General features: G+C 68.5%; 11 protein-coding genes. 9 read left to right on the plus strand and 2 right to left on the minus strand.

Going from position 1 to position 18,291, the window contains the following annotated elements:
* Positions 1 to 12: 12 nt before the first annotated feature.
* Complete coding sequence (locus ACX80J_RS08350) at positions 13 to 552, minus strand: hypothetical protein (protein ID WP_459345963.1); 540 nt, start codon at positions 550 to 552, stop codon at positions 13 to 15.
* A 257-nt stretch (positions 553 to 809) separates the two neighbouring features.
* Here ACX80J_RS08350 and ACX80J_RS08355 point away from each other — a divergent pair, with 257 nt between their 5' ends.
* The 6 genes from ACX80J_RS08355 (at position 810) to glgX (ending at position 7,439) form a co-directional block, all read left to right on the plus strand.
* Positions 810 to 1,292, plus strand: coding sequence for a CarD family transcriptional regulator (locus tag ACX80J_RS08355; RefSeq protein ID WP_028280415.1), 483 nt, complete (start codon positions 810 to 812; stop codon positions 1,290 to 1,292).
* A gap of 70 nt (positions 1,293 to 1,362) precedes the next feature.
* Positions 1,363 to 2,121 (plus strand): 2-C-methyl-D-erythritol 4-phosphate cytidylyltransferase, encoded by a 759-nt coding sequence (ispD, locus tag ACX80J_RS08360; protein WP_459345964.1) that lies wholly within the window; start codon positions 1,363 to 1,365, stop codon positions 2,119 to 2,121.
* Positions 2,122 to 2,198: 77 nt separating this feature from the next.
* Positions 2,199 to 2,732 (plus strand): 2-C-methyl-D-erythritol 2,4-cyclodiphosphate synthase, encoded by a 534-nt coding sequence (gene ispF, locus ACX80J_RS08365; protein ID WP_459345965.1) that lies wholly within the window; start codon positions 2,199 to 2,201, stop codon positions 2,730 to 2,732.
* A gap of 26 nt (positions 2,733 to 2,758) precedes the next feature.
* A complete protein-coding gene (cysS, locus tag ACX80J_RS08370; protein ID WP_459345966.1) occupies positions 2,759 to 4,234 on the plus strand; it encodes a cysteine--tRNA ligase in 1,476 nt (491 codons plus the stop codon).
* A 122-nt stretch (positions 4,235 to 4,356) separates the two neighbouring features.
* A complete protein-coding gene (gene rlmB, locus ACX80J_RS08375) occupies positions 4,357 to 5,340 on the plus strand; it encodes a 23S rRNA (guanosine(2251)-2'-O)-methyltransferase RlmB (RefSeq protein ID WP_301223959.1) in 984 nt (327 codons plus the stop codon).
* The gene (gene glgX / locus ACX80J_RS08380; protein ID WP_459347435.1) at positions 5,337 to 7,439 is read left to right on the plus strand and encodes a glycogen debranching protein GlgX; all 2,103 of its coding nucleotides are present in this window, start codon (positions 5,337 to 5,339) and stop codon (positions 7,437 to 7,439) included. Before rlmB ends, glgX begins: the two co-directional genes overlap by 4 nt.
* An 89-nt stretch (positions 7,440 to 7,528) precedes the next feature.
* Here glgX and glgP read toward each other — a convergent pair whose 3' ends face one another.
* Positions 7,529 to 10,141, minus strand: coding sequence for an alpha-glucan family phosphorylase (gene glgP / locus ACX80J_RS08385; RefSeq protein ID WP_459345968.1), 2,613 nt, complete (start codon positions 10,139 to 10,141; stop codon positions 7,529 to 7,531).
* A gap of 135 nt (positions 10,142 to 10,276) precedes the next feature.
* Here glgP and ACX80J_RS08390 point away from each other — a divergent pair, with 135 nt between their 5' ends.
* Genes ACX80J_RS08390 through glgB form a run of 3 tightly spaced genes read left to right on the plus strand, consistent with a single transcriptional unit; the run spans position 10,277 to position 17,897 of the window.
* Complete coding sequence (locus tag ACX80J_RS08390; protein WP_459347436.1) at positions 10,277 to 12,316, plus strand: alpha-1,4-glucan--maltose-1-phosphate maltosyltransferase; 2,040 nt, start codon at positions 10,277 to 10,279, stop codon at positions 12,314 to 12,316.
* Positions 12,316 to 14,085, plus strand: coding sequence for a maltose alpha-D-glucosyltransferase (treS, locus tag ACX80J_RS08395; RefSeq protein WP_459345970.1), 1,770 nt, complete (start codon positions 12,316 to 12,318; stop codon positions 14,083 to 14,085). The genes ACX80J_RS08390 and treS overlap by 1 nt, the downstream gene beginning before the upstream one ends.
* Complete coding sequence (gene glgB, locus ACX80J_RS08400; protein WP_459347437.1) at positions 14,082 to 17,897, plus strand: 1,4-alpha-glucan branching protein GlgB; 3,816 nt, start codon at positions 14,082 to 14,084, stop codon at positions 17,895 to 17,897. Before treS ends, glgB begins: the two co-directional genes overlap by 4 nt.
* Positions 17,898 to 18,291: the final 394 nt, after the last annotated feature.

Raw genomic sequence — 18,291 nt, forward strand, 5'->3', positions numbered from 1 at the left:
GTGCTGGCGGGCCTAGCCCTCGTGCGCTCCCTCGGCGGCTTCCTCGGTCGCGGCGGGCTCGCTCGGCCGCGGGGTGTAGCCGCCGGGCACGTACTCGCGGTATTCCTCCAGCGTCCCGTCGAGCACCGGTACCTCGAAGGTCGCCTCGTCGCCCTGGACCGTGAAGTCGACGTCGATCAGCGAGCCCGGGGTGTCGGGAAGTCCCTCGAGCGTGGCGTCGTCCGTCGTCTCGTCCTCGAACGTGAACTCGCCCTGGCCCTCGATCGTGACGCTGGTGGCTGCGCCGCCGGCCTGGATGGAGAGGTCGACCGGCTCGTCGCTCGTGTTGAACACGGTGCCCACCAGGCGGCCCGTGGTCTCGTCGTCGCGACCGACCACCAGGACGTTGCGCAGCTGCACCGGCCCGAGGTCCTTCACGATGCCGTCCGACGCGGCGTACCGCGTCGTCGTCGACTGCTCCGCGGTGAAGCTGCAGCCGGAGACACCCAGCATCAGCAGCACGGCGCCGGCAGCAACGGCCTGCTGCGCTCGGTTCTTCGGTGCACAATTCACAGCACAAACTCCTGGGGTTCAACAGGCGGGACAAGGGTGTGATCCGGTGCGGACCTACCCAACAGACTATCGGCAATGCCGCGGAACCGTGGTGTTGGTTTCGTCGGCCCGGGAGCGGGCGGATCACCAAAAGCTCTCCCCGTCAAGAGGCGAATGATAGCCAATTGAGCTTGATTCGGCCCTCTGACCTGCGAAAACGCATCGTCGGGCGTGTCGTTGCCGTGATAAACTGATTGACGGGAAAGGGGAAAGTCCACATGGTTTTTGAGGTCGGCGAAACAGTTGTTTACCCTCACCACGGCGCAGCGAAGATCGAAGAGATCAAGATGCGCGTCATCAAGGGCGAAGAGAAGATGTATCTCAAGCTCAAGGTGGCACAGGGTGATCTGACGATAGAAGTACCAGCAGAGAACGTTGACCTCGTAGGGGTTCGTGACGTAGTCGGCAAGGAGGGCCTCGAGCACGTGTTCGACGTCCTGCGGGCCGAATTCACGGAAGAGCCCACGAACTGGTCGCGCCGCTACAAGGCGAACCTCGAGAAGCTCGCCTCGGGCGATGTCATCAAGGTCGCAGAAGTGGTCCGCGACCTCTGGCGCCGCGACCACGACCGCGGCCTGTCGGCCGGTGAGAAGAGGATGCTCGCGAAAGCCCGGCAGATCCTGATCTCCGAGCTCGCCCTGGCCGAGAAGACCGACGAAGAGAAGGCCGCAAGCGTTCTCGACGAGGTCCTCGCCTCCTAGGAGACGGGCACGACGCGAAAGAGGGACCCCCGGGTCCCTCTTTTTTGTTGCCCTGTCATAGGGTGACGGAGTGTCCGAGAAGAATTCGCAGTCCGTCCGAGCCGAGGTCGGCGTCGTCCTGGTCGCCGCCGGATCCGGACAGCGGCTCGGGCAGGGCATTCCGAAGGCGCGCGTGCTGTGCGGTGGGCGGACCCTCCTCGAGCACTCGCTGGAGTCTGTCGTCGCGTCGGGTATCGCGGCGTCCGTGGTCGTGGTCCTCCCCGCAGGCGACGCCGTGCTGTCCGCCGTCGTCGACCAGGCAGGTGCCGCAGGCGTTCGGACGGTGCGGATCACGGCGGTGGCCGGCGGGGCGACCCGGGCCGCCTCCGTCCGTGCGGGCCTCGACGCGCTGCCTTCGTCGGCCGCCGTCGTCCTGGTCCACGACGCCGCCCGTGCGCTCACCCCGCCTGCGGTCTTCCAGCGCGTCGTCGCCGCCGTCGGTGCAGGGGCGCCCGCGGTCATCCCGGTGCTGCCCGTGGTGGACACGGTGAAGGTCGTGACGGGCGACGTCGTCACGGCGACGCCCGACCGCGCCGTCCTGCGCGCCGTGCAGACCCCCCAGGGGTTCGACGCCCGCGCACTGCGGGCAGCTCATGCGAGTGCCACGGCATCCGATCCCGGCATCACGGACGATGCCATGCTCCTGGAGGCCCAGGGCGCCACGGTGCGCGTCGTCGAGGGGGACGCCCTCGCCTTCAAGGTCACCACGCCCCTGGACCTCGTCGTCGCCGAGGCGGTCCTCGCCGCCCGGCAGGCCGGGGCGCACCCCGGAACCCCGCCCGGGACATAGCCCGGGATACAGCCCCCGCCACGCAGCCCTCGGCATCCCCACGCCCCCACTCCCACCGCCGACCAGCAGGAGCAGCCGTGTACCTCAGTGACCACCTCCACCTTCCCCGCACCGGGATCGGCGTGGACGTCCACGCCTACGCACCCGACGGGGATCCCGCACCGCTGTGGCTCGCGGGCCTGCTGTGGGAGGGGGAGCGCGGGCTGTCGGGCCACTCCGACGGCGACGCCGTCGCGCATGCGGCAGCCGATGCGCTGTTCTCCGCTGCGGGCGTGGGAGACCTCGGTACGCACTTCGGCACCGCCCGGCCCGAGTACGCCGGCGCCTCAGGCTCCACCCTGCTGTCGTCGGCCGCCGCGATCGTGCGGGACGCCGGATTCGACATCGGCAACATCGCGGTCCAGCTCATCGGCAACCGCCCGAAGTTCGCGCCCCGCCGCGCCGAGGCGGAGGCAGTCCTGTCCGACGCCGCGCAGGCACCGGTCAGCATCTCGGCCACCACCACCGACGGACTCGGGCTCACCGGCCGGGGGGAGGGTGTCGCAGCGATCGCGACCGCCGTCGTCGTGCGGTCCTCGTCCCCGGCGACGCCCGCACTGCCGGAAGGCTGACGGAACCCGCCGGGTAATCTGGAGCGGTGAGCCTGCGATTCTATGACACCGCCCGCGCCGAGGTGCGCCCCTTCGAGCCACTGGAACCGGGCAGGGCGAGCCTCTACTACTGCGGCGCCACCGTGCAGGGCATGCCGCACGTCGGGCACGTGCGGTCCGCGATCGCCTTCGACCAGCTGACCCGCTGGCTGGAGGCGCGGGGCCTGCGCGTCACCGTCGTCCGCAACGTGACGGACATCGACGACAAGATCCTCGCCAAGTCCTCCGACTCGTTCCGCGAGGGTGCCGCCGAGCGTGACCCGTCGGTGGTGCCGGAGGAGCAGTGGTGGGCCCTGGCCTATCGGTTCGAGCAGGAGTTCCAGCGCGCCTACACCACCCTCGGCGTCCGCCCGCCCACCTACGAGCCCCGGGCCACCGGCCACATCCCCGAGATGCACGCCCTCATCCAGCTCCTGATCGACCGCGGCCATGCGTACCCGGCGCTGGACGACTCGGGGGACGTCTACTTCGACGTGCGGTCCTGGCCCGCCTACGGCAGCCTGACCCGGCAGGACATCGACGACATGCAGGCCGCGCCCGACGCCGACCCCCGGGGCAAGAAGGATCCGCGCGACTTCGCGCTGTGGAAGGGGTCGAAGGACACGGACCCGGCCACGGCATCGTGGACCAGCCCCTGGGGCGCCGGTCGTCCGGGCTGGCACCTCGAATGCTCCAGCATGGTCACCAAGTACCTCGGCACCGAGTTCGACATCCACGGCGGGGGCCTGGACCTGCGGTTCCCCCACCACGAGAACGAGATGGCCCAGTCCCAGGCTGCGGGACATGCCTTTGCGCGATTCTGGATGCACAACGGCATGGTGACGTACGGCGGCGAGAAGATGTCGAAGTCGATCGGCAACACCGTGAGCCCGCAGGAGATGATCGACGCCGCCGGCCCCCGGGTGGTGCGCTACTACCTCGGGCAGGCCCACTACCGGTCGGTGCTCGACTACCGGGAGACGTCGCTGCAGGAAGCGGGCGCCGCCGTGTCGCGGATCGACGGGTTCATCGCCAAGGCCTCCGCCCGTCTCGCGGGACTTTCCTCCGCCCTCGGACCGGCGGGCGCGGCCGACCTGCCGCAGGCCTTCGCCGAGGCGATGGATGACGACCTCAACGTGCCGCAGGCCCTCGCGGTGCTCCACACCACGGTGCGCAGCGGCAACACGGCCCTCGCGGCGGGCGATGACGATGCCGTCCGCAGCAGCCTCGCCGCCGTCCTCGCGATGACCGCTGTCCTCGGGCTCGACGACGCCGGGGATCCGGTGGCCACGGCGAGCGCGGCGGAAGCGGGAGTCGGAAAGGCGCTCGACGCGCTCATCGGAGACCGGCTGGCCGAACGCAGCGAGGCCCGGAGCGCCCGGGACTGGGCGAGGGCGGACGCGATCCGCGACGCCCTCGCCGCCGCCGGAATCACCATCGAGGACTCTGCGGAGGGCGCGCGCTGGGCACTCTCCGGCGACTAGCACGCCGGGCGCCTGCCCCGCTCCGTCCGCCCGTGGCGCCGGTATTCCGGCCGTTGCCGAGAGACGGCATCGGCTCCGCGTAAACTGGGTGAGATTCTTCTTCTATATAAAGGTGTTCTTCCATGGCCAGTCACGGACGTCCAGGCGCGGTTCGCAAAACGAAAAAGGGCCCCACCATCGGCACCGGCGGACACGGACGCAAGTCGCTCGAGGGCAAGGGCCCCACTCCCAAGGCGGAGGACCGCCCGTACCACAAGGCGTTCAAGAACAAGGAGCTGTCGGAGCGCTCGGCCGCCAAGCGTGCCGGCGGCAAGAGCGCCGGGACGGGCCGCACCAAGGGCAAGGCCGCCGAAGAGGTCGTCACCGGGCGCAACTCCGTCGTCGAGGCTCTCCGCGCGGGTATCCCGGCCAAGGCCCTCCACGTCGCCATCCGCATCGAGATGGACGACCGCGTGCGCGAGTCGCTGAAGATGGCCGCCGAGCGCGGCATCCCCGTGATGGAGACCGGCAAGCCGGAGCTGGACCGCATGACGGACGGTGCCGTGCACCAGGGCCTCATGCTGCAGATCCCACCCTACGAGTACGCCGACGCGCTTGACCTCGTCGACGAGACGATCGACCGGTACAAGCGGGGACACATCGGGAACGCGCCGCTCTTCGTGGCCCTCGACGGCATCACCGACCCCCGCAACCTCGGGGCCATCATCCGTTCGGCGTCCGCGTTCAGCAGCCACGGCGTCATCGTGCCGGAGCGCCGCTCGGTCGGAGTGACGGCGTCGGCCTGGAAGACCAGCGCCGGTGCGGCCGTCCGCGTCCCCGTCGCGCGCGTCGGCAACCTCAACTCGGCGCTGAAGTCCTTCAAGGACAAGGGGATCTTCGTCCTCGGGCTCGACGGCGACGGCGACGTCTCGCTCCCCGCGCTGTCCCTCGGGCGCGACCCGATCTGCATCGTCGTCGGTTCGGAGGGCAAGGGCCTCTCCCGGCTCGTGCGCGAGAACTGCGACCAGATCGTCTCCATCCCCATCGACTCCGCCATGGAATCGCTCAACGCGTCGATGGCGGTGGGAATCACGCTGTACGAGGTGTCCCGCCAGCGGTCGGCGTGACACAGCCCGCGCAGGCGCTGCCGCCCGACTCCCGCGAGTTCCCGCTCGGGCTCCACGCCACGAAGGGGACCTGGATCCGGGACGCGCACGCCAACGCCGCCGTCTGGGCTCCCGCGATCGACTCCATGGACGTCCACTGGCAGCGGGCCGATGGTTCGTGGATCTCCGAGACACTGGTAGGGCTCGACGGCGGCGTGCACCATGGCGTCGTGGGGCCCATCGCGCCGGGTGCCCTCTACGCGTTCTGGCCGACGGGCAGGGAACTCCCGGGCACGGTCGGGGAGGCACAACTGCTCCTGGATCCGTACGCGAGGGCAGTGGAGACCATCGACACCGCCTCCGGGACCGACGAGCCGCCCTCGCGCGCCTACTACTCCGTCTTCCTCCAGCATGTGTTCGACTGGGGGACGAGCGAGCGCCCGTTCACGCCCTGGCGCGACACCGTCATCTACGAGGCCCATGTGAAGGGCCTGACGAAACTCCATCCCGACGTGCCGGAGGACCTCCGCGGCACCTACGCGGGACTGGGACACCCGGCCATGATCGCGTACCTCCGGGAGCTCGGGATCACCGCCGTCGAACTCCTGCCCATCCACTTCTCGATCGATGAGCCGCACCTCGAGCCCCTCGGACTCACCAACTACTGGGGCTACAACACCCTCGGATTCTTCTCGGCGCACACCGGCTACGCCACGGCGGCAGCACAGGCGGCAGGACCGGCGGCCGTGCTCGACGAGTTCAAGGGCATGGTCCGCGCACTCCACGAAGCGGGCCTCGAGGTTCTCCTCGACGTCGTGTACAACCACACAGCGGAGGGCCCGCAGGGCCGTCCTGCCCTGTGCTGGCGCGGGCTGGGGGACAGGGACTACTACCGGCACGACGACGCGGGCCGGTACATCGACACCACCGGCTGCGGCAACAGCCTGGACTTCTCGCAGCCGAGGGTCGTGGAGTTCGCGCTTGATTCGCTGCGGTATTGGGTCGAGGAATGCCAGATCGACGGGTTCCGCTTCGACCTCGCGGTCACCCTCGCACGGGACGAGCGCAACATCTTCACGCCGCGGCACCCCTTCCTCGTCGCCGCCGGCGCCTCCAAGGCGCTGCGCGGGACCAAGCTCCTCGCGGAGCCCTGGGATCTAGGGCCAGATGGCTGGCAGACAGGGCGGTTCCCGGTCGGTTGGGCGGACTGGAACGACGGCTTCCGGGACACGGTCCGCGACTTCTGGCTGCGGGACGTGGAGTCGATCGCGGCCGGCGGCACGGGGTCCTCACCTGCGCGGCTGGCCGGCAGCCTTGCCGGGTCGGCAGAGACATTCGCCGCGTCCGGACGGAGCCCGCTGGCCTCGATCAACCTGGTCACGGCCCACGACGGCTTCACGCTCGCCGACCTCACGGCGTACGAGCGGAAGCACAATGAAGCCAATGGCGAGAGCAACCGGGACGGCTCCAACGACAACCACAGCTACAACCACGGCGCTGAGGGGCGCACCGAGGACGAGGTCATCCTCGGTGCGCGCGAGAAGAGCGCCCGCAACCTCATGGCATCGCTGCTGATCTCGCTCGGTGTTCCGATGATCACGGCGGGGGACGAGTTCGGCAGGACACAGCACGGCAACAACAATGTGTACTGCCAGGACAATGAACTCGCCTGGATGCACTGGCCCCATGATGCATCGTCCCGGCGCATGCTGGACGCGACGCGCACGCTGCTGTCCATCCGCCGGGACTTCCTTGCGGGGCAGCCCGCCACGTTCCCGTCCCGCGGAGAGCAGTCGATGCTGCTCTGGTTCAATGCCGCCGGGCTCCCGATGACAGCCCACGAGTGGAACGATCCAGGCACGCGGACCGTCCAGCTGCTCCTCGGTTCCACGGGCGGGACGATCAACGGACTCGTCGTGATCAATGGCTCACGCCGCGAGGCGCGCATCCATCTCCCGTCGGCCTGGATCCTGCAGGGGCAGGGCGTCGAGGGGGAGCAGCCACGCCGGTTCAGCCAGACCTTCGACTCGGCCGGTCGCGAGCCGTCGGAGGGTGCCCGGTTGCGGTCGGGCGACGCCGACACCGTAGCGGGTGTCTCGGTCCGTATCTACCGCTGCTGACCCGCACGCGGTCGGTACGCATGAAGCCCGGGACCGCACGGTCCCGGGCTTCATTCGTATCCGCCGCCCCCGTCGGGGGCGGCGGACGATCAGGCGTTGACGACGAGCCCGAGCTCGGCCTTCGTCGCGAGGGTCGCATGCTTCGGCAGCACCCGCACCGTGTAGCCGAAGGACCCGGAGTGGTCGATGCGGATGCCGCCTGTGAAGAGGTAGCGCCCGCTGCCGAGGTTCTCGGCGACGTCCAGGTCCTCGACCGTGACGTCGCTCAGCTCGTCGCTGTCGAGGGCCCGGCCGTACGCCACCTCGACCGAGACGTCGTCGGGGTTCAGCCCGCCGAGCGCCACGTAGGCGTTGACCGTGAGCGAGTCGCCGATCTGCGGGTCCTCCGAGACGCCCATGGAGTCGACGTGTTCCACCTGGACGGCGGGCCAGCTGCCCTGGACGCGTGAACGCCACGCGGCGGTCCTCTTCGCGAGCGCGAAGGAGTCGGCCGTGGCAGCCTGTCCGGAGCGCCAGGCCGGACGGTACAGCTTCTCGACGTAGTCCTGCAGCATGCGCTCCGCCGACACGGCGGGGCCGAGGGTCGCCATCGTGTGCTTGATCATGGCGATCCACTGGTGCGGGACCCCGTCGCGGGAGGGCTCCGACGGGCCGGCGGCTCCAGCTCCCTCCGCGGGCACCAGCGAGTAGAAGCGCGGGCCCACCTGGGTCTCGAGGAGGTCGTACAGCGCCGCCGCCTCAATGTCGTCGCGCTCGTCGGCCGAGGCGCCGTTGTTGGCGGTCGGGATCGCCCAGCCGTTGTCGCCGTCGTACATCTCGTCCCACCAGCCGTCGAGGACGGACAGGTTCAGGCCACCGTTGATGGCGGCCTTCATCCCGGACGTGCCGCACGCCTCGAGCGGTCGCAGCGGATTGTTCAGCCAGACGTCGCAGCCGGGGAAGAGCGTGCGGGCCATGGCGATGTCGTAGTTGGGCAGGAAGACGATGCGGTGGCGCACCTCGGGGTCGTCCGTGAAGCGGACGAGGTCCTGGATCATGCGCTTGCCCTGCTCATCGGCCGGGTGCGACTTGCCGGCGATCACGAGCTGGATCGGGTGCTCCGGGTGCAGGAGCAGCGCCTTGAGGCGGGCAGGGTTGCGCAGCATGAGCGTCAGCCGCTTGTAGGTCGGCACGCGGCGGGCGAAGCCGATGGTGAGGACGTCCGGGTCCAGCACCGAGTCCGTCCAGGCCAGCTCGGCGTCGGCGGCGCCGCGCTTCTTCCAGGAGGCACGCAGGCGCTGGCGCACGTCGTCGACCAGGTTGGAGCGCAGGCTCCGGCGCAGGGCCCAGATGTCCTTGTCCGGGACGTCGTAGACCTTGCTCCACTGGGGATCGAGGACCGATTCGGCCCCGAAGTTGGCGAGGGCGAAGTCGGCGATCTGCGGGTCGACCCAGCTCGGGACGTGCACACCGTTGGTGACGGAGGTGATCGGGACCTCGCGCGTGTCGAATCCCGGCCAGAGACCGGAGAACATGCCGCGCGAGACCTCGCCGTGCAGCTTCGCCACGCCGTTGGCGCGCTGTGCGAGGCGCAGGCCCATCACCGCCATGTTGAACTTCGACGGATCGCCGTCGGCGTAGTTCTCGGCACCGAGGGCCAGGACGCGGTCCGTGGGCACGGACGGCGCCAGGCCGGCGTGGAAGAAGTGCTCGATCTGGGACCGGTCGAAGCGGTCGATGCCCGCCGGGACCGGCGTGTGCGTGGTGAACACCGTCGACGCGCGGCCTGCCGCGAGCGCCTCCTCCCAGCTCATGGGTGACTCGTTCGAGGGGTCCATCAGTTCACGGATGCGCTCGATGCCGAGGAAGCCTGCGTGGCCCTCGTTGGTGTGGAACACCTCGGGAGCGGGCGTGCCGGTGAGCCGCTCGAAGATGCGGAGTGCCTTGACGCCGCCCATGCCGAGGAGGAGTTCCTGCTGCAGGCGCTGGTCCCCGCCGCCGCCGTAGAGGCGGTCCGTGACGTTGCGGGCCGCCTCGTCGTTCTCGGAGACGTTGGAGTCGAGGAGCAGGAGGGGGACACGGCCGACGTCGGCGCGCCAGATGTGCGCGGACAGCTGCCGGCCGTTCGGCAGGGGCAGCACGACCTTCGCGGCGGAGCCGTCCTCCTCGCGGAGCAGGGTCAGCGGCAGGCCGTCGGGGTCGAGGACGGGATAGGTCTCCTGCTGCCAGGCATCACGGGAGAGGGACTGCTTGAAGTAGCCGGCCTGGTAGAGCAGGCCGACGCCGATGAGGGGCACACCGAGGTCGGAAGCGGACTTCAGGTGGTCGCCGGCCAGGATGCCCAGGCCGCCCGAGTACTGGGGGAGGACGGCGCTGATGCCGTACTCGGGAGAGAAGTAGGCGATGCTGCGGGGGGCGTCGTCGCCGAGCCCCTGGTACCAGCGCGGTGCCGTCAGGTAGTCGTCGAGGTCCGCGCCGAGCTCCTGGATGCGCTGCACCAGCTTCTCGTCGGCGGCGAGCTGGTGCAGTTTCTCCCGGGTGACGGAGCCGAGGAAGGACACGGGATCGTGGTCGCTCTCCTCCCAGGCGGCGCGGTCGATCTCCTCGAAGAGACGCCAGGTCGGCAGGTGCCACGACCAGCGCAGGTTTCCCGCCAGTTTGCCGAGGGGCGCGATGTTCTCGGGGAGGACGGTTCGGACAGTAAATCTGCGGATTGCCTTCACCCCGGTTACGCTAGCGCACTTGCCCCGTTGCACGGGAGGGCACACCGCGCAATCGCTTACGTAATACGCGGCCTCGGACGCCGCTACACAAAGCCCCCTTAGCATTTCGGCTCATTACTCGCTAACGTCTTACGGGTGACGACCACTACCGAGCAGAACCGAAATGTCCAGTATCCCGAGGGACTCCGTTTTGGCCGTATCCCCATCACGGCCGTGACGCCTGTCATCGAGGACGGCCGCTTTCCCGCCAAAGGGATCCCCGGCTCTGACATCGCCGTGGGCGCGACCGTGTTCCGGGAGGGCCACGACCAGCTGGGCGTGTCAGCCGTCCTCTACGACCCCCGTGGCAAGGAGGTGCAGCGCGTCCGCATGACGCCGGTGGGGTCCGGGCTGGACCGCTGGGCCGGCACGCTGACCCCGCGCGCCAAGGGCCTGCACACCTTCACCATCGAGGGATGGTCCGATCTCTTCGGCACCTGGGAGCACGATGCGACCATCAAGATCGCCGCAGGGGTCGACGTCGAGCTGATGCTGGCAGAGGGAGCCGCGCTCTTCACGCGGGCCGCCGGGGAGCGCTCGGCGCGCGACGCCGCACTCTTCCGCCGTGCGGCGGACGCCCTCGCGGACACGTCCCAGAGTGTCGAGGCGCGCCTCGCCGCCGGGTTGTCCCCGCAGATCCACGAGGCGATCGCACGCCAGCCCATCCGGTCGCTGGTCACCGCGTCGCAGGCGTACCCGATCAACGTGGAGCGCGAACTGGCCGGCCGTGCCGCCTGGTACGAGTTCTTCCCCCGATCCGAGGGAGCCACCTACAACCCCGAGACGGCCGAGTGGACGTCCGGCACGTTCCGCGAGGCCACCAAACGCCTCGACGCGGTCGCAGCCATGAACTTCGACGTCGTGTACCTCCCGCCGATCCACCCCATCGGGCGGACGCACCGCAAGGGCCCGAACAACACCCTGACCGCCGGCCCCGGCGATCCCGGATCACCCTGGGCCATCGGCTCCGAGGCCGGAGGCCACGACGCGATCCACCCGGACCTGGGGACGTTCGACGATTTCGACGCCTTCGTGGCCCGTGCCAACGAACTTAACCTCGAGGTCGCCCTCGACCTCGCGCTGCAGGCCTCGCCCGACCACCCCTGGGTGACCTCGCATCCCGAGTGGTTCACCACCCGTGTCGACGGCTCCATCGCCTATGCCGAGAACCCCCCGAAGAAGTACCAGGACATCTACCCGATCAACTTCGACAACGATCCGAAGGGCCTGTCGAAGGAGGTCCTCCGGATCGTCCTCATGTGGGTCCAGCACGGCGTGAAGATCTTCCGGGTCGACAACCCGCACACCAAGCCGGTGCAGTTCTGGGAGTGGCTGATCGCCCGCGTGAACAAGAAGCACCCGGACGTCATCTTCCTCGCCGAGGCCTTCACCCGGCCGCCGATGATGCATGCGCTCGGCAGGGCAGGGTTCCAGCAGTCGTACTCCTACTTCACGTGGCGCAACACCAAGACCGAGCTCGAGGAGTACTTCACCGAGATCAGCCAGGTCTCGCCTGCATACTTCCGGCCCAATTTCTTCGTCAACACCCCCGACATCCTCACCGAGTACCTCCAGTACGGCGGGCCGGCCGCCTTCAAGATCCGGGCGGTGCTCGCTTCCATGGCCAGTCCGCTGTGGGGCGTCTACTCGGGCTACGAGCTGTACGAGCACGTCGCCCGTCCGGGCGCCGAGGAGTACATCGACAACGAGAAGTTCCAGTACCGGCCGCGGGACTACGCCGCCGCCGAGGCGGAGGGACGCTCCCTCACGCCGTTCATCACCAGGCTCAACGCGATCCGCAGGGCGCACCCGGCACTGGGAGACCTCGAGAACCTCACCGTCCACGGCAGCACCGACACCGCCACCGTGGTCTTCGCCAAGCACAAGCAGACGGCGGAGGGCAAGGACACGATCATCGTCGTCGTCAACGTCGACCCGCACAGCACGCGGGAGAGCACGGTGTCCCTGAACCGCAGCCAGCTGGGGCTGGACGCCGCCGACTTCGACGAGAACGGTACGTTCCTGGTGGACGACCTCATCACCGGCCAGACCTTCACCTGGGGCGAGCATAATTACGTCCGGCTCGATCCCCACGTGGAGCCCGCCCACATTCTCTCGATCAGGAGGCAGCGCTAGTGCCCAACCCCTTCCAGCTCAACGCACCCGGACTGGCCCACGACCCCCACTGGTACCGCAAGGCGGTCTTCTACGAGGTCCTGGTCCGCGGATTCGCCGATGCGAACGGGGACGGCTCCGGCGACCTCTCGGGCCTGATCGACAAGCTGGACTACCTCCAGTGGCTCGGCGTCGACTGCCTGTGGCTGCCACCGTTCTTCAAGTCCCCGCTGCGCGACGGCGGCTACGACATCTCGGACTACTACGATGTCCTCGATGAGTTCGGCTCCCTGGGCGACTTCAAGCGTCTCGTCGCCGAGGCTCATGCGCGCGGCGTGCGGGTCATCATCGACCTGCCCTTCAACCACACCTCGGAGCAGCACCACTGGTTCCAGGAGTCCCGCCGGGACCCCGAGGGCCCGTACGGCGACTTCTACGTCTGGAGCGACACGGACGAGAAGTACCAGGACGCGCGCATCATCTTCGTGGACACCGAGGAATCGAACTGGACGTTCGACCCGGTGCGCCGCCAGTTCTTCTGGCACCGGTTCTTCAGCCATCAGCCGGACCTCAACTTCGAGAATCCCAAGGTGCAGGAGGCCATCTTCGACGTCGTGAGGTTCTGGCTCGACCAGGGCATCGACGGCTTCCGCGCTGATGCCATCCCCTACCTCTTCGAGGAGGAGGGCACCAACTGCGAGAACCTGCCGAAGACGCACGAGTTCCTCAAGCGCCTTCGCGCCATGGTGGACGAGAACTACCCGGGCCGGGTCATCATCGCCGAGGCGAACCAGATGCCGGACGAGGTCGTCGAGTACTTCGGCGACGAGGACAGCCCCGAGTGCCACATGTCCTTCCACTTCCCGATCATGCCGAGGCTCTTCTACGCGCTGCGCGACCAGAAGGCTGCCCCCATCATCGAGACGATGAAGGAGACCCCGGACATCCCGGCCGGCGCCCAGTGGGGCACGTTCCTCCGCAACCACGACGAGCTCACCCTCGAGATGGTCACCAGCGAGGAGCGCGAGGCGATGCTCGGCTGGTATGCGCCGGATCCCCGCATGCGTGCGAACATCGGCATCCGTCGGCGGCTGTCCCCACTGCTCGACAACTCGCGGGCCGAAGTGGAGCTGATCCACGCCCTGCTGCTGTCCCTGCCCGGCAGCCCGTTCCTCTACTACGGCGATGAGATCGGCATGGGCGACAACATCTGGCTCGAGGACCGTGATGCGTCCCGCACCCCGATGCAGTGGAACCCGGACCGCAACGCGGGCTTCTCCCCGGTGGACCCCGGCAAGCTGTACCTCCCGGTCGTCCAGTCGCTGGTGTACCACTACAACCACGTGAACGTCGAGGCGCAGATGGCGACCTCGAGTTCGCTCCTGCACTGGGTCCGGCAGATGCTCGCGGTGCGCAAGGCCCATCCTGCGTTCGGGCTCGGCACCTACCGCAACGTCCCTGTCGATTCGGAGCACGTCCTGGCGTTCCTCCGCGAGGTCGAGTCGGGCAATGCCGAAGGCGAGCCCGCAGAGTCGGTGCTGTGCATCTTCAACCTGTCGCAGCATCCGGTGGCAGTGAAGATGCGCCTCCCGGAATTCGCGGGCCGTGGCCTGCGGGACCTCTTCGGCGGGGCGATCTTCCCGGCCTTCGCCGAGGACGGCGAGAACACGCTGACGCTCGGCAGCCACGACTTCTTCTGGCTGCGCGTGCGGTCCGCGAGCTCCAACACGTCGTCCCCGCACACGGAAGCGATGCCCGTCATCCCCCTGCCGGAGGCGATCCGATCATGACGCACACCCCCTTCATCCCGGAGATCCTCACGGAATGGCTGCCGTCCCAGCGGTGGTTTCCCGCCAAGGAACCGTCGGCGGCCCTGACGGTCGTCGGCGGAACAGTCTTGGAGGATCCCGCCGGTGCCGCGGGCTTCGAGGTGCATTTCCTGGCCGTCGACTCCGGACGGCGGACCGACGTCGTCAGTGTGCCGATCAGCTACCGCAGTGAACCGCTCGACGACGCCGCGTCCGGGCTCATCGGCCAGGTCGAGCATCCCGACCTCGGACCGCAGTGGGCCTACGACGCGACCCACGACGCCGACTTCGTACGCCTGTGGGTCGACTTCCTCCTGCGCGGCAGCAGCACCCCCGACGGGCGGCTCTCGGGCGTCGTCATCAAGGCGCCCGACCACCAGGAGCCGGGCACGGCGCAGCCCGTGAAGGTGCTCCAGGGTGAGCAGTCGAACACCTCGGTCGTGTACGGCACCGGCCCGGGATCCATGATCGTGAAATTCTTCCGCGTCCTCGCCGCCGGTGAGAGCCCCGACGTGTACATCAGCGCAGGGCTCACCGCCGAAGGGTCCACGGACACTCCGGACACCTTCGGGTGGATCACGGGCACCTGGCAGGAACCGCACGGGGAACCCGGCCACCATGTGACGGGCCACGTCAGCGTCCTGCGCGACTTCGTCGAGGGAAGCACCGATGCGTGGCGCACGGCGTCTTCCGCGGCGTCCTCCGCAACGGACTTCACCACCGAGGCACGCGGTCTCGGCCAGGCCGTGGCCCGGATCCACCGGCAGCTCGAGGGCGCCTTCGGCAGCCGCAGGGCGAGTGACGCCGAGGAGAAGGAGTTCAAGGGCGCCCTCGTGCAGCGCATCCGCTGGGCCTGGGAGGAGGCGGGGAACGCCGTCGGGCCTCTGGGCGCCGAGGTCGACCGCATCATCCGCGACGTCGAAAGCCTCGGGGACATCCCGCCCCTGCAGCGCATCCACGCCGACCTCCACCTGGGTCAGGTCCTCCAGGCCCCCGACGGCACCTGGCTCATCATCGACTTCGAGGGGGAGCCCCTCCGACCCACCGCGGAGCGGAGCGTCCCCGACGTCCCCCTGCGCGACGTCGTCGGCATGGTCCGCTCCCTGGAGTACGCCGCGGCCTCCCGCGGGGCTGCTCCGGTCGGTTCCCCCCAGGCCGCCGAGACCGAACAGTGGTCGGACGCCGCGCGCGATGCCTTCCTGGCGGGGTACGCGGAGGAGGCCGGAGCGCCCGTCGACACGGGAGGTCCGCTGTTCCGCGCCCTCTGGCTCGACAAGGCCCTGTACGAAGTCGTCTACGAGATCCGCAACAGGCCGGACTGGGTAGAGATGCCCGTCCGGGATGTCCGACGCGCACTGGGTGCACAGCCCGGAGCGGACGCTACGAAAGCAGCTGACATGAACCCCCCGAAGAACTCCGGCCCGGACGAGGGCACAGGCGAAGAGACCATCACAGGCAAGGCCGCAAAGGCCGTCGCGGATACGGCGAAGGCCGTGGCCGGCAAGGCGAAGAGCGCAACGGCAGGACTGGCCGTGAAGGCGAAGGAGGCGGTGGCCTCCTCCGACCAGGACGACGTCCCCGACACCTCCACCGGCTCCGCAGCGGCGGACCTGACCCCCGTCCCGGTCGACCCGTCCGTCCTCCACCAGGTCTCGGAAGGCAGCTACCACCAGCCGCACGCCGTGCTGGGCGCGCACCTCGGTAACGACGACGTCGTGACCATCCGGACACTGCGCCGCCTGGCCCGCTCCGTCACCGTCATCACCGCCTCCGGGCGCACCGAGCTGCACCACGAGCACAACGGCATCTGGGTCGGAGCCCTCCCCGCCGAGAACCCCGGACATGTCCCCGACTACCGGCTCGAGGTGGCCTACGGTGGCGAACCGGACATCGTCGACGACCCGTACCGGTTCCTGCCGACGCTCGGCGAGATCGACATGCACCTGATCGGTGAAGGCCGGCACGAGACACTGTGGACCGCACTCGGCGCGCATGTCCGCCACTACTCCTCCGTCCTGGGCGACATCGACGGAGTGTCCTTCGCGGTCTGGGCCCCGAACGCCCGCGCCGTGCGCGTCATGGGCGACTTCAACGGCTGGGACGGAACCGTCAACGCCATGCGCGCCCTCGGCAGCTCCGGCATCTGGGAGATCTTCATCCCCGGGGCAGGGGCGGGCACCTGCTACAAGTTCGAGATCCTCGGCAACGACGGGCAGTGGCGCGAGAAGGCCGACCCGATGGCGCGGGGCACCGAGGTCCCTCCCCTCACCGGGTCGAAGGTCGTCGAGTCGACCTACGTCTTCGGTGACGACGAGTGGATGGAGGCGCGTGCCGCCGGCGATCCCCACAACGGCCCGATGAGCGTCTACGAAGTGCACCTCGGGTCCTGGCGCCAGGGGCTGGGCTACCGGGAGCTCGCCGAGCAGCTCGTGGAATACGTGTCCTGGCAGGGCTTCACGCACGTCGAGCTCATGCCGGTCGCCGAGCATCCCTTCGGCGGCTCGTGGGGTTACCAGGTGACGTCCTACTTCGCGCCGACCTCGCGCTTCGGTTCGCCCGACGACTTCAAGTACCTGATCGACAGGCTGCACCAGGCCGGCATCGGCGTCATTATGGACTGGGTTCCCGCCCACTTCCCGAAGGACGCGTGGGCGCTGGCCAACTTCGACGGCGGCACCCTGTACGAGCACGGGGACCCGTTCCTCGGGGAGCACCAGGACTGGGGCACGCTGATCTTCGACTTCGGCCGCCGTGAGGTCCGCAACTTCCTCGTTGCGAACGCGCTCTACTGGCTGGAGGAATTCCACATCGACGGGCTGCGTGTCGATGCCGTCGCGTCGATGCTCTACCTCGACTACTCCCGCGAGGAGGGCCAGTGGCGCCCGAACAGGTTCGGCGGCCGCGAGAACCTCGAGGCCATCTCCTTCCTGCAGGAGGTCAACGCGACCGCCTACAAGAGGGCGCCGGGCATCGTGATGATCGCGGAGGAGTCGACGGCGTTCGACGGCGTGACCAGGCCCACCAGCTCGGGAGGCCTCGGCTTCGGCATCAAGTGGAACATGGGGTGGATGCACGACACCCTGCAGTACATCTCGGAGGACCCGATCAACCGGGTGCACCACCACGGTAAGGCGACGTTCTCCATGGTGTACGCCTACACCGAGAATTTCATGCTCCCCATCAGCCACGACGAAGTCGTGCACGGCAAGGGTTCCCTGCTGCGCAAGATGCCGGGCGACCGGTGGCAGCAGCTGGCCAACGTCCGCGCGTACCTCGCGTTCCAGTGGGCCCACCCCGGGAAGCAGCTCATCTTCATGGGATCGGAGTTCGCCCAGGAATCCGAGTGGGCCGAGCACCACAGCCTCGACTGGTGGCTCACCGACACGCCGTCGCACAAGGGTGTCCAGGAGCTCGTCCGCACCCTCAACGCGATCTACAAGGAGACCCCGGCGCTGTACGCGCGGGACAACGAACCTGCCGGTTTCCAGTGGATCGACGAGAACGACGGCGAGCACAACACGCTGTCCTTCATCCGCTGGGACCACCAGGGGAACCCGCTCGTGTGCATCGCCAACTTCGCCGGTGGCCCGCACGAGGGCTTCCGGGTCGGACTGCCCTGGGCGGGGGAGTGGACCGAGGTCCTGAACACCGACTCCGAGGAATTCGGCGGGTCGGGCGTCGGGAACCGCGGCCTCGTGACAGCCCAGGAAGGCGCGCACAACGGCCAGCCGGCATACGGCGACGTGCGGGTTCCGCCTCTCGGAGTGCTCTACCTGAAGCCCGCAGCCTCCTGACCGGCGGCCGGTAGGCCCGGCGGCGGACCCCCTTCCACGAGGGGGTCCGCCGCTGTTTTACATTCCGGACCCACCGGTGCTACTGTTTATATCCGCGCTGATGAAGACATCTGATCGGCCGACAACCACAGAACCAAGGCTCACCTTCTATCCGCATGGACGGGATCGAGGGCCGAGGGAAGCGGGAACCGGCCGATTTGGAGAAACGGAAGCAGCGGGGTAGGCTTGAAAAGTTGCTTCGGAGCGAGGACACAGCGGTTTGGTTGTGTTTGGTGCCGGTAGCTCCTGTTGTTTGAGAACTCAATAGTGTGCCAAGTTTGTTGATACCGATTGTTTTTTGATTGGTTGAATTTGCTGGTTGCCGTGCACCTCGGTGTGTGGTGGCTGGTTTTTT

The sequence above is a fragment of the Arthrobacter rhamnosi genome (assembly GCF_054510975.1).